Origin of the sequence: Bacillus sp. NTK074B (assembly GCF_017303375.1) — a bacterium.
Lineage (GTDB): Bacteria > Bacillota > Bacilli > Bacillales > Bacillaceae_B > Rossellomorea.
Genome location: NZ_JAFKOH010000002.1, coordinates 39,399 through 53,905, shown reverse-complemented (window position 1 = coordinate 53,905; position 14,507 = coordinate 39,399). Strand labels below are relative to the sequence as shown.

At 41.4% G+C, this 14,507-nt stretch carries 16 protein-coding genes and 1 pseudogene; 16 read left to right on the top strand and 1 reads right to left on the bottom strand.

Features of this window, described 5'->3' with window-relative positions; translation table 11 throughout:
• Window positions 1–8: 8 nt before the first annotated feature.
• The 4 genes from JI667_RS03645 (at window position 9) to fabF (ending at window position 4,085) form a co-directional block, all read left to right on the top strand.
• Window positions 9–1,001 carry an ABC transporter ATP-binding protein gene (locus tag JI667_RS03645; protein ID WP_206850664.1) on the top strand — a complete coding sequence of 331 codons (993 nt, stop codon included), beginning with the start codon at window positions 9–11 and terminating at the stop codon, window positions 999–1,001.
• Between the two features lie 4 nt (window positions 1,002–1,005).
• Window positions 1,006–1,743: an ABC transporter permease gene (locus JI667_RS03640; RefSeq protein WP_206850663.1), complete on the top strand. Its 738-nt coding sequence runs from the start codon at window positions 1,006–1,008 to the stop codon at window positions 1,741–1,743.
• 21 nt (window positions 1,744–1,764) lie between these two features.
• Window positions 1,765–2,673 carry a glycine betaine ABC transporter substrate-binding protein gene (locus JI667_RS03635; protein WP_244668191.1) on the top strand — a complete coding sequence of 303 codons (909 nt, stop codon included), beginning with the start codon at window positions 1,765–1,767 and terminating at the stop codon, window positions 2,671–2,673.
• A gap of 173 nt (window positions 2,674–2,846) precedes the next feature.
• Complete coding sequence (gene fabF / locus JI667_RS03630) at window positions 2,847–4,085, top strand: beta-ketoacyl-ACP synthase II (RefSeq protein WP_206850662.1); 1,239 nt, start codon at window positions 2,847–2,849, stop codon at window positions 4,083–4,085.
• Window positions 4,086–4,316: 231 nt separating this feature from the next.
• Here the strand turns inward: fabF and JI667_RS03625 are convergent, their stop codons facing one another.
• Window positions 4,317–5,090, bottom strand: coding sequence for a putative hydro-lyase (locus JI667_RS03625; protein ID WP_206850654.1), 774 nt, complete (start codon window positions 5,088–5,090; stop codon window positions 4,317–4,319).
• A 103-nt stretch (window positions 5,091–5,193) separates the two neighbouring features.
• Here JI667_RS03625 and JI667_RS03620 point away from each other — a divergent pair, with 103 nt between their 5' ends.
• The 12 genes and pseudogenes from JI667_RS03620 to JI667_RS03570 all read left to right on the top strand — a co-directional run bounded on the left by JI667_RS03620 (window position 5,194) and on the right by JI667_RS03570 (window position 14,495).
• Entirely contained in the window at window positions 5,194–6,483 is a 1,290-nt protein-coding gene (locus JI667_RS03620) for a D-serine ammonia-lyase (RefSeq protein WP_206851141.1), read from the top strand.
• A 92-nt stretch (window positions 6,484–6,575) separates the two neighbouring features.
• Window positions 6,576–7,466, top strand: coding sequence for a cupin domain-containing protein (locus JI667_RS03615; protein WP_206850652.1), 891 nt, complete (start codon window positions 6,576–6,578; stop codon window positions 7,464–7,466).
• Window positions 7,467–7,685: 219 nt separating this feature from the next.
• The gene (gene lepB, locus JI667_RS03610) at window positions 7,686–8,255 is read left to right on the top strand and encodes a signal peptidase I (protein WP_206850651.1); all 570 of its coding nucleotides are present in this window, start codon (window positions 7,686–7,688) and stop codon (window positions 8,253–8,255) included.
• A gap of 11 nt (window positions 8,256–8,266) precedes the next feature.
• Entirely contained in the window at window positions 8,267–8,884 is a 618-nt protein-coding gene (locus JI667_RS03605) for an HAD family hydrolase (RefSeq protein ID WP_206850648.1), read from the top strand.
• A gap of 255 nt (window positions 8,885–9,139) precedes the next feature.
• Complete coding sequence (locus tag JI667_RS03600) at window positions 9,140–10,336, top strand: ATP-binding protein (protein WP_206850646.1); 1,197 nt, start codon at window positions 9,140–9,142, stop codon at window positions 10,334–10,336.
• Between the two features lie 414 nt (window positions 10,337–10,750).
• The gene (locus JI667_RS03595) at window positions 10,751–11,260 is read left to right on the top strand and encodes a DUF1456 family protein (protein ID WP_206850644.1); all 510 of its coding nucleotides are present in this window, start codon (window positions 10,751–10,753) and stop codon (window positions 11,258–11,260) included.
• Between the two features lie 3 nt (window positions 11,261–11,263).
• A complete protein-coding gene (locus JI667_RS03590; RefSeq protein WP_206850642.1) occupies window positions 11,264–11,971 on the top strand; it encodes a M48 family metallopeptidase in 708 nt (235 codons plus the stop codon).
• A gap of 65 nt (window positions 11,972–12,036) precedes the next feature.
• Window positions 12,037–12,271: pseudogene (locus JI667_RS03585) on the top strand (hypothetical protein); the annotation flags it as partial.
• Window positions 12,272–12,362: 91 nt separating this feature from the next.
• Window positions 12,363–12,950, top strand: a complete 588-nt coding sequence (locus JI667_RS03580) for a kinase (protein WP_206850638.1) — start codon at window positions 12,363–12,365, stop codon at window positions 12,948–12,950.
• Window positions 12,951–12,976: 26 nt separating this feature from the next.
• Entirely contained in the window at window positions 12,977–13,168 is a 192-nt protein-coding gene (locus tag JI667_RS23120; RefSeq protein ID WP_368077886.1) for a YetF domain-containing protein, read from the top strand.
• Window positions 13,169–13,811: 643 nt separating this feature from the next.
• On the top strand, window positions 13,812–14,108 hold the full coding sequence (locus JI667_RS03575; RefSeq protein ID WP_206850636.1) for a hypothetical protein: 297 nt from the start codon (window positions 13,812–13,814) through the stop codon (window positions 14,106–14,108).
• A gap of 3 nt (window positions 14,109–14,111) precedes the next feature.
• Window positions 14,112–14,495: a nucleoside 2-deoxyribosyltransferase gene (locus tag JI667_RS03570; RefSeq protein WP_206850634.1), complete on the top strand. Its 384-nt coding sequence runs from the start codon at window positions 14,112–14,114 to the stop codon at window positions 14,493–14,495.
• Window positions 14,496–14,507 lie beyond the last annotated feature (12 nt).

Below are 14,507 nucleotides of genomic sequence, written 5' to 3'. Positions count from 1 at the left end.
GTGAAGTAATGATAACGTTTGATCATACGACCAAAACATATGAAGGCAGTGTGACAGCGGTGAAGGGTGTCGACTTTACCGTTGAAGAAGGTCACATTGTCGTATTACTGGGTCCATCCGGTTGTGGTAAGACCACTTTATTGCGAATGGTGAACCGGTTGGAGTCGATAACTGACGGGAAGATCATCATCGACGGTCAGGATTCAATGGAATTAAACCAAATCGAACTTCGCAGGAAAATCGGATACGTCATCCAAAGTAACGGTTTGTTTCCGAATATGACAATAGAAGAGAACGTTATGATTGTCCCGGATATGTTAGGTTGGGGCAAGAAGAAAAAGAAGGACCGATTTAATAAGTTAATGGATATGATAGGGCTGAAGGGTGAACAATTCGGCAAACGGTATCCCCATGAATTATCAGGTGGACAACAACAGCGTATCGGTGTCATCCGTGCACTTGCTGCAGATCCTCCTGTCATGTTGATGGATGAGCCATTTGGAGCATTAGATCCGATTATTCGTGAAAAAATTCAAGATGAATTTCTGCAGATTCAGAGGGAAGTAAAGAAGACCATCTTGTTTGTCAGTCATGATATTGACGAAGCCATTAAGATGGCAGATAAAATTGTATTATTACGCGGAGGGGAAATCATGCAATATGATACACCTTCCGAGATGCTTGTTCGTCCAAAGAGTGACTTTGTGTATGAGTTCTTCGGAAAGGACCGGGCCATAAAGAGTCTCAGTCTGCATACAATTTCGGATCTGGAGAGTATCATAGGGTTAGCGGATTTTGACGAATCGATTCCTGATACTAAAACGATCCATGTTCGACATGATCTCAGGAATACGTTGTCCATGCTATTGAACCAAGAAGCTGAACAAGTGATTGTAGTGGATGATCAAGGGAATAAATTAGGTGCGATCACTATAGATCTGGTTCAAAAATATTTACATTATGAAATCAAAGGGAAATCGAACGCTGTTCAGGAAGGATGATTCTGTGAATACCAAGAAGGTAATCAGTAATATTGTTCGGTATATCATTTACGCATTGGTCATCCTATTCTTTACCTGGGCCATTAAAAACCATTATTTCGATTACATGTTCAGTCAATCCAAAACATTTTTACATTTATTAAATCAGCATCTGCAATTAGTCCTGGTATCTTCTTTACTTGCCCTAATCATTGCTGTTCCGGCAGGAATCTTGATTACCAGAAGACAGTTCAGGAGGGCCGAGTGGATTGTGTCAAACACAGTAAATCTTGGTCAAACCATACCCAGTTTGGCTGTTCTGGCCCTAATGATCAGTATTTTGGGGATCGGTTTTAAAACAGCCATATTCGCACTGTTTATTTATTCGCTTTTACCTATTTATCGAAATACAGTTGCAGGGATTGACTCCATTGATGATAATCTCATCGACGCTGCAAGAGGGATGGGGATGAAGCCCCATCAAATCCTTTTTAGAATTGAATTACCGAATGCAGCTTACTCCATCCTGGCAGGGATCAGAACAGCTGTTGTGTTGAATATCGGGACTGCAGCCCTTGCTTATGTCGTAGGAGGCGGTGGCCTTGGTGTCTGGATTTTCACGGGGATCCAGCTATTTGATAATGGCTATTTAATCTCAGGGGCCATTCCGGTAACGTTACTGGCCATACTGGTTGATTTACTCTTGAGGTTCGTGGAACGGTTGGTTGTTCCAAAAGGCACAAAACAAACAATGGAAATGTAATGGTTGAAGCAGGAGGTGTGAATGATGAATAAAAAACTGAGGTGGATAGGAATCGGGATCCTTATTACGATGCTTTCTGCTTGTTCGAACATTGGGATAGGCGGCAAACAAGTATCAGTAGGTGGCAAAAATTTCACCGAACAGTACCTTCTCTCTGAGATGACGGCCTTTTTATTAAAAGAAGAGGGGTTTAAGGTAAAGCAAATGAACAACCTTGGAAGCACCGTTGTCCGAAAGGCACTGGAAAATGAGCAGGTTGATATGATGTGGGAATACACAGGGACAGCCTTGATCACTTATATGGGACAAGAACCAATGTCCGATCCCGAGAAAACGTTTAAAAAAGTGAAAGAGCTTGATGAAAAGAGAGGAATCCATTGGATGAATATGTCCAATGTGAATAATACATACGCCCTTGCCATGAACAAGGATAAGGCAAGAGAATTGCAAATTGAATCAATCAGTGATCTGGCGAAGTATGTAAACAGCCACCCGGGTGAATTAACGATGGCATCCGATGCTGAATTTGCCAATCGGTCTGATGGTCTCCCGGGAGTGGAGAAAAAGTACGGTTTCACATTTGGATCAGGGCAAATCAGACAAATGGACCTTGGTTTGACCCAAAGAGCGTTGAATAACCGGCAGGTGGATGTATCGGTTGCTTTTGAAACTGATGCAACCATTGTAGATTATGATCTTGTCACCTTGAAGGATGACAAAAGCTTCTTCCCACCGTACCGGGCTGCCGTAAGCATCAATAAAGAGGTATATAAAAAATATCCTGAAATAAAAGATATCACAGCAAAGCTTGCAAATAAACTTAACAGTGATATTATGCGGAAACTGAATTACAAAGTTGATATTGAAGGAAACAGCGTATCAGTAGTAGCCCATGATTGGCTCGTGGATAATGACCTAATAAAAGAATAATAAGGACTTAAATGAGGACTAAACCATTTCGGTTTAGTCTTTTTTTGATGAAATTCAGTTGTGTAGGTCATCCGTCTAATCATAAAAAAATATTTGAGATGAAAATTCTAATAACAAGAAATATTTGGTAATATTAAGTTATAGAAACCTTAAAATGGAAGAGGTGTTGGGGAATGGGTAAAAGAGTCGTCGTAACTGGTTTAGGTGCAGTGTCAGGTATGGGTAATTGTTTAGGAGAAATATGGAATGCCGCAAAGAATGGAGATTCAGGAATTGATAAGATAACAAGATTCGATTGTAGTGGATTCCCGGCGAAGTGTGCATCTGAGGTGAAGGATTTTAACTTATCCGATTATATGTATGTAAACGAAAGGCACAGGATGGACAGGTTTAGCCAGTATGCCATAGCGTCTTCGGTGATGGCAGTCGAAGATTCCCGGCTTACGATAGGGGTGGATGTACCACCAGACCGTGTAGGAGTCTGGATGGGAACCGCCATTGGAGGAATCGAGAGCTTTGAAGATACACACCGTCAACTGCTCGAAGGTGGATATGAACGGGTCTATCCCTTTGCTACGACACTGGTCATTTCAAATATGGCTTCGAGCCAGGTGGCTATCGCACTAAATGCCAAGGGAGTGAATAACTGTACAGTACTTTCTTGTGCTTCAGGGTCCAATGCTATCGGAGACGCAATGAGAGTGATTCAGAGTGGGGAAGCGGATATCATGATTGCTGGTGGTACTGAAGCTTCCATTACTCCTTTAGGAATAGGTGCATTTTGTGCAATGGGAGCCATTTCACCACAAGGAGACCCTAAAGCTGCTTGCCGTCCGTTTGATCGTAACCGTGATGGCTTGGTGATGGGAGAAGGTGCGGGCGCTCTTGTTTTGGAAACCTTTGAATCGGCAATTAGAAGGAACGCTCCAGTCTATGGAGAGATCATAGGTTACGGAACAGTGGGAGATGCATACCACATCACAAGTCCAGTTCCTGGTGGTGAAGGCTGTGTAAGAGCAATGGAGATGGCATTTGCACAAAGTGGCGTTCTAAAATCTGATATTGATTATATCAACGCACATGGAACCAGCACTATACTGAATGACAGAGATGAAACGAAAGCCATTCAAACGTTCTTTGGAGAAAAAGCATATGACATCCCCGTCAGCTCCACCAAATCCATGACGGGACACATGATGGGTGCTTCAGGTGCTGTTGAGGCCATTCTCACTTTCATGACGATGAAGACAGGAGTCATCCTCCCCACCCTGAATTTAATTGAAAGAGATCCAGAGTGTGACCTGGATTATGTTCCTAACCTCCCAAGATTTAAGGAAGTGAACTTTGCCTTGAGTAATTCCTTAGGATTTGGGGGGCATAATACGGTCCTGATATTTAAAGCTCTTTCTTGATTTCTGGAAAGAAATGTATCGTTTTTATTCCTGAAAGGAAGAATGAGGAAATTGTCAAAGCCTGCATTCTTTAATATATAGGAAGATAAAAGAAACGTAGTGCTGGAAGCGTCCATAAAGGAATTTTCGAGAGTATCATTATATGGACCTGCCGTCGCAAATATCCAGGATCAAATGAAATGTAAGATAGAGAGGGACGGAACTTGCACATGCAAGGTCCGTCCCTCTCGATTAACTTCCATGCAGATAGTCTTCATTTTTCCAATCTGTAACGAACATACAGCCTGGTGAGTGGGTAATCATGAAAGGGATGTTGGCATGCTGTGCCACTGCCTGAGGTGTTACACCACAGGCCCAGAACATCGGTGTTTCCCCTTCTCTGATTCCCACGTAGTCCCCGAAATCGGGTTTGGCGATATCCGGGATCCCGATTTTATCAGGGTCACCGATATGAATGGGTGACCCATGCATTTTAGGAAATAGTGAGGTGATCTCCGTTGCTTTTTGCACAAGTGAATCAGGGACGGGTCTCATGGAAACGACCATTGACCCACCAAAGACCCCTGCTTGATCGGTTTGGATATTCGTTGTATACATGGCCACATTTTTATTTTCTTCTATATGGCGAAGGGGGATCCCCCCTCTGATCAGCTGGCTTTCGAATGTGAAACTGCAGCCGATGAGAAAGCTGACAAAATCATCTCTCCACACTTCTTCAATATTCACCTTTTTCTCGACCAATTCACCATGTTCATAAATGTGATACATAGGGATGTCCGTGCGAATGTCTGAATCCTTGGCATATTGGGATTGAAATTGTCCTGGTTCCAACACTTCGACGACAGGACATGATTTTGGATTACGTATGGTGAATAGTAAAAAGTCAAAAGCGTATTCTTTTGGAAGGATCACCAAATTCGCTTGTACATAATTCTGACAAAGCCCTGAGGTGTGCGTTTGATGGTTTCCGGATCGAATGTTTGCTCTCAGTTTAGAAGGTAACATGAAATTAGGATCTCCTTTTCTGTTATAATTTTCTGAAGAATATCATCTATTTTATCACACATTCCGAACAGGCATACAGGAGGGATCAGTCGTGGAGGAGAACATGTATCAGTTGAACAAGGATTTATTATCTGAACTGCAATCGGCGAAGGAAGTTTTCTGGGAGAACCCTTCCTTAAACAGCAATAGTATAACAAAGTCAGGCCTTAAGGAAATGGTCGAAGCGGAGGAGCGACTTGCCCGGTTTTCACCATTGCTGAAAAAGTTATTTCCAGAGACAGTGAACGGAATGATCGAGTCACCCATCAAACATCTGGACAGTATGCAAAGAACCCTTCAGGATTATTACAAATCCCCTATACATGGACAAATCATCTTGAAATGCGACAATGATCTCCCTATTGCAGGATCAATTAAGGCAAGGGGAGGCGTTTATGAGGTATTAAAGATTGCTGAAGCCATCGCCATCGAAAGAGGCTGGATCAACGAATCAGTGGACTATTCAATACTTGGGTCTAAACGATTTCAAGAGTTCTATTCCCAGTACACCATTACAGTCGGCTCTACAGGGAATCTTGGATTAAGTATCGGTGTTATAGGGGCTTCACTTGGTTTTAAAGTAACCGTGCATATGTCCCGGGATGCAAAGCTTTGGAAAAAGGAGCTCTTGAGGGAGAAAGGGGTCGAGGTGGTGGAACATGAACAGGATTTCTCACATGCCGTAGCCGAGGGCAGGAAACAGTGTATGTCAGACCCGAAAGTTTTCTTCATAGATGATGAAAACTCTAAAGATCTTTTTATAGGCTATTCAGTCGCTGCTCTGAGGCTCAGAGATCAGCTAGAAAGTGAAGGGTTAAAAGTAGATAGAGAACATCCATTGATTGTTTACTTGCCATGCGGGGTAGGCGGTGGACCTGGTGGTGTTACTTTCGGACTAAAGCATGTATTCGGCGAACACGTTCATTGCTATTTTGCAGAACCTGTTCAGTCCCCCTGTATGCTATTGGGGCTTGCAACCGGAAAGCATGAACGAATATCTGTACGGGATATCCATTTAACAAACCGCACGGAAGCCGATGGGCTAGCTGTTGCAAGGCCGTCTGCCCTGGCAGGTAGAATGATACAAAATATGTTAAACGGTTTTTTCACAATCAGTGATGAGACGCTTTTCAAATTGCTCGCTCAACTGCATATTTCAGAATCCATTTCATTGGAGCCGTCCGCTTTGGCTGGTATGATCGGACCGGTCCAGCCAAGTGTGCAAGAGCATCTTTCCTCAATTGGAGTTGATTTATCACACGCCACTCATTTGGTATGGGCAACTGGCGGGAGTCTTGTACCTCCTTCGAATATGGAAGAGTATATTGAAACAGGGAAAGGCTTTCTGGAATGATGAAGCGAATCTATTTCGGTCGGTGGGCATAAGCACACCTATCTTACTTAAGCATATGATATCTTGGTGAAAAACTGAAGGGATTGATCAGTATGTACAATGTACCGAACGGATATTCTTTTTATGCTTCTACCTATCCATCACCCTTATCGGGAACAGAGGGTAGTCCAGGACAATTGGTGAACAATCTGCTGAGTGGAATTCAAAAAAAAGCTACTAACGTTGATTTCTATCACAGACTTGCGAATAGTGCCCCGAACCAGGAAGAGAGAGATTCCCTATTGCACGTGATGGAAGATGAGCAGAGACATTGGTGGGATTTAACGAATGTATACACTTCATTAACAGACTCTCACCCGGTTTATCAAGTTGAAACCATTCCGTTTCATAATTATCGAGAGGGACTCAAAAGGGCATATGAAATAGAGCTTGGGGATTATGAGCAGTTTCGGCTCTGCAGCATGCAGGCCCAGCACTCGGTTGTATATGAGGTTCTGGTGAATACGTGCAGGGATGAGTGGGAGCACGCACGAACGTTAAGTGAATTGGGAGCAGCTGAACAGAGCCGTATGATGTCAAAGGATTTCGGCCCTTCACCGTATGCTTTCAATATCGATGAAGCTACTGTGAATAATGACACGTTCCGCACAGCATTATGGACAGGAGAACATCTACAGGTAACATTGATGAGCATCAATCCTGGAGAAGATATTGGCCTTGAAATCCATCCCAATCTGGATCAATTCCTCCGGCTGGAACAAGGAGAAGGGATAGTCCGTATGGGTGATCGTCAAGATCATTTAACGTACGAGAAAAAAGTGAAGCAAGACTTTGCTATCATAATTCCCGCAGGAACTTGGCATAATCTCATCAATACCGGAAATATCCCTCTCAAGTTATACTCCATTTATGCGCCGCCTCAACATCCACGGGGAACTGTTCATGTCACGAAGGCAGATGCGATAGCAGCTGAAAAAGAATAGAAACGCTTATCGACCTATCAAACTACTTGAAGATGCGAACTCTGGGGTTTTCGCATCTTTTTACTTGACTATATCCAGTTTTAACTCTGCTTATTCTAATGATTTACTTTACATTCAGTCCCTGTCATATTCCACATCTTTTCTAGATAAAACAAAAAATTAAAAATTTTATGCTAAAATAAATTGATGGGGAGAGTGTTATAAGGAAGGGTGACGTACATGGAGACAGATAAAAGAAAAATTTGGGGTTGGCTACAGCCTATGATCATTGGGGTACTACTGGCATTTGTTATTCGTACCTTTATCATTATCCCGATTGTAGTAGAGGGAGCTTCAATGAATGCAACTTTACTTGACCAGGACCGCATGATTGTCAATAAGATAAATGAGCCGGAACGCTTTGATATCATCGTCTTTCACGCAACCAAAACGGAAGACTATATTAAACGAATAATTGGCCTGCCGGGAGATAAGGTTGAATATAAGAACGATACACTATACATAAACGGGAAAGCATACGCAGAACCTTACCTGGACAAGCAAAAAACATCCGTGATTGGCTCCCTCACCCCAGACTTCACGTTAATGGATACGCCGGTGAAACAGCTCACTGTTCCTGAAGGTGAACTTTTCGTTATGGGGGATAACAGAAGATACAGTAAGGACAGCCGTCAGATCGGGTCAATCCCGATTGATGAGGTAGTGGGGACGACAAATATTGTTTATTGGCCGGTAAAAGAAATGAAGATTATTACGAAACAAAATGAAGCGCCAACTAGTGAAAAATAGGAGGAGTGAGAATGGACAGCATCATCTTTGACCTGGACGGAACACTATGGGATCCGATCGAATCTGTGCTTGAAGCATGGAATAAGGTAATCACGAAATATGGTGGAAATTTGAATGGTATTACCCGAAAGCAACTAGAAGGGACCATGGGCCTTCAAATGAAAGAAATAGGTGAAATATTATTCCCGGAATTAGAAGAAGAAGAACGTGTTCAGTTATTGAAAGACCTCTCAAGACATGAAATTCCTCATTTACGTAAACATGGTGGGGAATTATATCAACACATCGATTCTGTTTTGGGGGAACTATCTAAGAAGTATAGATTATTCATTGTCAGCAATTGTCAGGATGGGTATATTGAAGCCTTTTATGATTATCACCGACTGGACAAGCACTTCAATGATTATGAGAACCCTGGGAGGACTGGTCTTTCAAAAGGAGACAACATCAAACTCATCATCGAGCGTAACCATTTAAAAGAACCAGTATATGTCGGAGATACAAAAGGAGATCAAAAAGCAGCCAAAGAGGCAGGGGTCCCTTTTGTTTATGTATCGTATGGTTTTGGGGAAGTGGATACCTATGAGTTTATGGTAGAATCATTCGATGAATTGTTGAAGATATTTTAAATGCATTGAAAGAAGGCAAAGAATCGTAGAAGATTTTTTGCCTTCTTTTGCGTCTTAGCACCCTGGTTTACATAAACCATTCCTCACATTCCACACTTGTGTCGATTGTTGTGTCTCTCTGCTCAACCTGCCGGCCGCCCAATCAGGGACGGACCTACAAAATGAAAAGCATTGACTTTCATTATTGTTTGTAAGATAGTTACAATAACCTGACATAGAATGGGAAATTTCTAGACTACTAGTAGGAGTATAGTGATGAAAGAATTCCAAGAAAGTTTGCATAAAAAGTATTATTATTTAATCATTTCGTTTATCATCTTATTGATGACGGTAGGCCTCTTGATTGATAATCAATTAAATTCCGGCTTTGTAATCCATGGTGTTATGGTTATCATCATTTCCTTATGCCTGGTTTTATACCCTCGATATGAAAATGCATTTTTAAGATATATGACAGTCATCTTTTCGACGGGATATTTTTATATATTGTTTTATCTTTACCCGGAAACATGGTCTGATTTCATTCTCCTTTGTTTTATCCCGGCGTTTTCCATTTTGTTTTTTGATAAATGGCTATTTTATTTTTCTTTAGTGCTGAATATTGTCTTCATTGGATTTACATTCAGCTTTATCGCCTGGATCGATAAAGGGTTCCTATACCCCTATATTTATAAGGACCTGATTGGTAATGTTGTGAACTTCTTTGCAAGTCAAATTCTTCTTTATTTCATTTTTCATTTAACAAATCTTCGAATGCAGAAACAGCGTGTATATTATGAGCAGGTACAACAGGCAGAACGCATGAAGACGACGGGGCAACTGGCCGCAGCTGTTGCGCATGAAATCAGGAACCCCCTGACTGTCGTGAAGGGATTTCTACAATACTATGCAGAAGATGAGACACTCAAATCGAAACAAAATTTCCCCCTGATGATTAACGAGTTGGATATGGCAGAGCATGTTATTTCTCAATTCCTGTCCATTTCAAAACCTGATCGCAAAGGAATGGTGCAAAATGTCGACGTTGAAATGGTCCTAAAGGATGTAACAGAGCTCCTGAGTATGTACGGAATGTTAAATGATAACAGTATACATCTACATATTGAAAAGGAATGTCATATTTCTGCTAATTCAATCGAATTGAAGCAACTGTTCATTAATCTCATAAAAAATGCGATTGAAGCATCTAAAGATTGCGGTTCTGTATCTATCACGGCTAACCAGGAGAAAGGACATGCCGTGATCCGAATTTCGGATAATGGGAGAGGTATGACGGGTGAAGAAGTAAAAAGCCTTGGAACCCCGTTTTATTCATTAAAAAGTAAAGGAACAGGACTCGGCCTTATGATCTGTTTTAACATCGTTAAGAAATATAACGGGGAAATAAAATTTCAAAGTGAACCCGGCAAAGGAACAACCGTCACCCTCCAATTCCCGCTCATATCCGTTTAAAGAAAGGTCTGTCCTCTTGAGGGACGGACCTTTGGTTCAAATAAGAAAGCTGTTTTCCCAAAGATTGTTGCTATTTGCATCCAAACTTAGATTGACGATGCTCTGTCAATTAGGTTGTGGTGCAGGAGGGTGAAGGGAACCGCTCCGCTTTCCACGGACGTTCGGCCGAGCCTCCTCAGCAAAGCCGAGAAGGCTCACCGCTAGCCCCGCGGAAAGCGAGCACCTGTAGCGGAAATCAACCGCCACTCGCTACATCCAGGAGCAACAATGTTTAAGAAAACAGCCAATGAGAAAGCGACAAAACGAGTAAATTCCAGGTGTTTTTTATAGGGTAGTTCATATAAGCTTCTTTTTCTGTCCTTTAAATGATAAGCTAATGATTTAGTAAAGCGCAAATTCTCAGGAGGCATAAAGATGAATATTGACAATAATGATATTCTAATTCGATTGCGGTATGCTCTCGATATTAAAAATACAGAGATGGTGGAGATCTTCAAGCTGGGCGGAATGGACTTGTCGAAAGAAGAGGTACTGAAGGTCCTTACGAAGTCGATGGAAGAAGAAGAACTTGATATTGACGTAGAAAACGATGGGCATATTCCATGCGACGATGAAATGTTCGAGTCCTTTTTGAATGGATTCATAACGTTCAAAAGAGGACGGCAGGAGCCAAAACCTGGACAGTCTGAAAAACCGTCACTTACTTATGAACATGTAAATAATCTTCTTCTTAAAAAAGTGAAGATAGCACTATCGCTAACAAGTGAGGATTTGATTGAAATATTGGAATCTGCTGATGTTCATATTTCAAAAGGTGAATTAGGTGCGATATTCCGAAGGGAAGGCCATAAAAATTATCGCGTCTGCGGTGATCGGTACGCTCGCAATTTCTTAAAGGGGTTAGCAATAAAATATAGAGGTTAAGAAATGAATCATACATATTCAGGGGAAACACTCCATTTTGAATTAACATATAAAAATCGTAAATCAACCGGCATATATCTGGACAACTATGGAAATATTGAAATCTTGGCACCCAAAGGCACAGATGAAGAATCCGTCATCCGTTTATTGGAGGATAATTGGAAGAAAGTCCTTATACAATCCAAAGAAAAAAAGGCACGCTTACATGGACCTCAGTTGAAGACCTATCATCATGGAGAACCCTTCCTGTATCTCGGCAAGAACTTTCCCATAGAAGTTCATCACAATCCAGATATTGAGCAAGACCATGTGACTTTGAAAGGAAATATTTTAGTTGTCGAAGTGAAAGAAGTAGAGGATAAAACAATCAAGCAGGCGTTAAAGCGTTTCTACTACCAAAGGTGTAAGGCAATCGTTGAGAGGAGCATCTCAATACATCAACCCCATTTTAAAACCAAGCCCCGGTCCATTCGCATTTCGGATAGCCAGAAGACATGGGGAACGTGTGATGGAAGGAGGCAGCTTACATTTAACTGGAAGCTGGCCATGGCACCACAGGAAGTCATTGATTATGTTGTCGTCCATGAAATGTGCCACATGGTACATCTTAATCACGATCGTTCTTTCTGGCGGCTGGTTGGGAAAATCGTTCCGGATTATAAAGAGAAGGAGCGGTGGCTTGCAATGACAAGCTGGAAGATGACGGTGTAGAGTAATTCTCTTTTTTAAAAAACACAGAAGGAGAGATTGGCGTTTTTCTATGTGGGATTCTATGGAGCATTAACCTTATGACAAGCGTAACACTCGATTACGAACAGGGTATTGTCGACATTCCCGCATATTTGGACAATGGAATTGAATTCGACGCCGTCATCATCTACGGCGCCTCACAAAAAAATCTACGGAGACGAAAACCTCCGCAGACTATTCTTCAGCCTATGCACAAGATCCATGCACGAACTTCAGCTATTCAGCATAAGGGAACCAAGCCCCTTCATACAAGAAGCATAAATGAGGGACGGACCTCCATTTTAGCCAACAAATCCTAATCTGTAGGGTTTTAGGTCTGAAATAAGAGGTCCGTCCCTCCAATCAGGGAGTGGTGAATGTGAAGGATTTAATGAGTGATATCGGTGTTCAGTATGGAGAAGGGAGGTTTGTTTTGGGGATAGATGGTTTAAGCCGTTCGGGTAAAACTACTTTTGTTAATGAGTTGAGCCAGTATATGTTTAAAAAGGACCTCGACTATTCTATTTTTCATCTTGATGATCTTATTGTTGAACGGAAGCGGAGATATGACACTGGATTTGAGGAGTGGTATGAGTACTTCCATTTGCAATGGGATGTGGAGTGGCTAAAGGAGCATTTTTTTCAAAGAATGAAAGATAGCGAACAGCTCACCCTCCCTATTTATCAGAATGACTCTGATATTCATGAGATCAGAACCATTCAGTTACCGAATAGAGGGTTGATCATTGTAGAAGGGGTCTTCCTTCAACGAAAAGAATGGAAGGGTTTCTTTGATAAGATCATCTATCTGGATTGTCCTAAAGCAACAAGATTTGAGCGGGAAACATTTGAAACAAAGCAAAATATATCAAAGTTTGAGAACAGATATTGGAAAGCTGAAGAATATTATGTAACCCACTACATACCGGCTGAAACCGCCGATATTGTCATAAACTCTTAAAATGGAAGTGTGCACCTGAATTAAGTATACTCCCAAGGGAGAAAAATATATTTTCCATAAGTGAAGTCGCTAGTGCCATCTTTGGAACGGACGGGAAATTAACGTTAAGAATAAAACCAGGTCCTCGACCGTTAACAAAAAGAGATCAAAATGTCTTTACAGGCCATCCTAACTATATTCCATCAGAAGGAATTGTAAGCTTAACTACTTCCAGTTAAATGTAAAAGATGCGCTCAACGTCGAGCTTCAGAAAAATGGTACACTTTACATCGATCTAAGAAATGATCGAGTTTCAGAATGAAGAAGAGGCTGGGACAAAAGGGTTTCAGCTAAAAAAATCCGAACGAGTAAGCGTTTTATTCCAATCACTCGTTCGGATTTTTTATTTTTTATGCTAGAGCTTAATCCAAGTATTAAGCTCTAGCCGTTGATTGGAGTGCAAGAGGAAGACTTCCGCCCGCGGAAAGCGAAGTCTTGCACGGAAATCATCAGCGGTGTAATACGTGATCTAAATGTTCGTCTTTAGAGTGTATAGATTTAGTTATGTCCCAGCCTCTTTTTATATAGGAAAGCATTGTTTTCTATGAGATAATTTGGAATAATTGGAATATGTATTGTTGTATCCTTTTGGGGATTTATGAATCAAAGTTTTGGTACAAGGAAAATAAAAAGTGGTATTCATCTTTATACATGTTTTATGACAATGCTTGGTGTGTATCTGGTTAGGGCCGGTCTATGGAAATGGGGGATAGGAGCCGACAGCAAGAAATATTCGAGGTATATAATCACTTGTCCTGGCTTGGTTGTTTTTTTAGTCACTCCTGAGGTTAAATGAAATACCGAACTTGGAAAGGAACCACTATGAACCCCAATAAAAACATAAATGAAATTATGAATCCCGAAGAACATACTCCCGATTCATTTGAAGACATCGTGATACTTGCAGTCAATTGGAAATTCAAGAACTGCACCCACAATACTGAGCCGAATTGTGCTATTAAAGCAGCCATCAAGGATGGAGATCTTGATCCGGAGAGGCTCCTTGCTTATCAGAGGGATAAGAATGAAGCAGCTTATGTGGTCAAACAAAAAAACAAAACAAAGGCAATCGATTACATGAAACAGAGAAAATTGTTTCATAAGCTGGAAAAGGAGTGAACTATGAAGTTTTATCTGGCATCAGGATTTTTAAATAAACCTCTTGTACAATATGTAAGCGAACAGTTAAAACGGGAAGGGTATATCCTTACATATGATTGGACCCAAAACGAACGTGCATCGACAGTAGAAGACCTTCAACACATTGGTCAGTGTGAAAAAGAAGCGATTATTGATTCAGATATAGTCATTCTCATCCTTCCCGGTGGAAAAGGAAGTCACGTGGAACTCGGCATCGCCCTTGGTCTTCGGAAAAGGATCATTCTTTATTCTTCAGGGGATGAAATATATGACTTGGCCACTACGACTACCTTCTACCATTTACCGGAAGTGGAAAAGTGTTCCGGGGATATTAATGATCTACTAGGATATATTCTGAAGGCTTGATCAGGAAGACCG

Coding starts and splice junctions, on each gene's coding strand:
- JI667_RS03645 (WP_206850664.1), top strand. CDS start 9: ATGATAACGTTTGATCATACGACCAAAACATATGAAGGCAGTGTGACA.
- JI667_RS03635 (WP_244668191.1), top strand. CDS start 1,765: ATGATGAATAAAAAACTGAGGTGGATAGGAATCGGGATCCTTATTACG.
- fabF (WP_206850662.1), top strand. CDS start 2,847: ATGGGTAAAAGAGTCGTCGTAACTGGTTTAGGTGCAGTGTCAGGTATG.
- JI667_RS03625 (WP_206850654.1), bottom strand. CDS start 5,090: ATGTTACCTTCTAAACTGAGAGCAAACATTCGATCCGGAAACCATCAA.
- JI667_RS03620 (WP_206851141.1), top strand. CDS start 5,194: ATGTATCAGTTGAACAAGGATTTATTATCTGAACTGCAATCGGCGAAG.
- JI667_RS03615 (WP_206850652.1), top strand. CDS start 6,576: ATGTACAATGTACCGAACGGATATTCTTTTTATGCTTCTACCTATCCA.
- lepB (WP_206850651.1), top strand. CDS start 7,686: ATGGAGACAGATAAAAGAAAAATTTGGGGTTGGCTACAGCCTATGATC.
- JI667_RS03605 (WP_206850648.1), top strand. CDS start 8,267: ATGGACAGCATCATCTTTGACCTGGACGGAACACTATGGGATCCGATC.
- JI667_RS03600 (WP_206850646.1), top strand. CDS start 9,140: ATGAAAGAATTCCAAGAAAGTTTGCATAAAAAGTATTATTATTTAATC.
- JI667_RS03595 (WP_206850644.1), top strand. CDS start 10,751: ATGAATATTGACAATAATGATATTCTAATTCGATTGCGGTATGCTCTC.
- JI667_RS03590 (WP_206850642.1), top strand. CDS start 11,264: ATGAATCATACATATTCAGGGGAAACACTCCATTTTGAATTAACATAT.
- JI667_RS03575 (WP_206850636.1), top strand. CDS start 13,812: ATGAACCCCAATAAAAACATAAATGAAATTATGAATCCCGAAGAACAT.
- JI667_RS03570 (WP_206850634.1), top strand. CDS start 14,112: ATGAAGTTTTATCTGGCATCAGGATTTTTAAATAAACCTCTTGTACAA.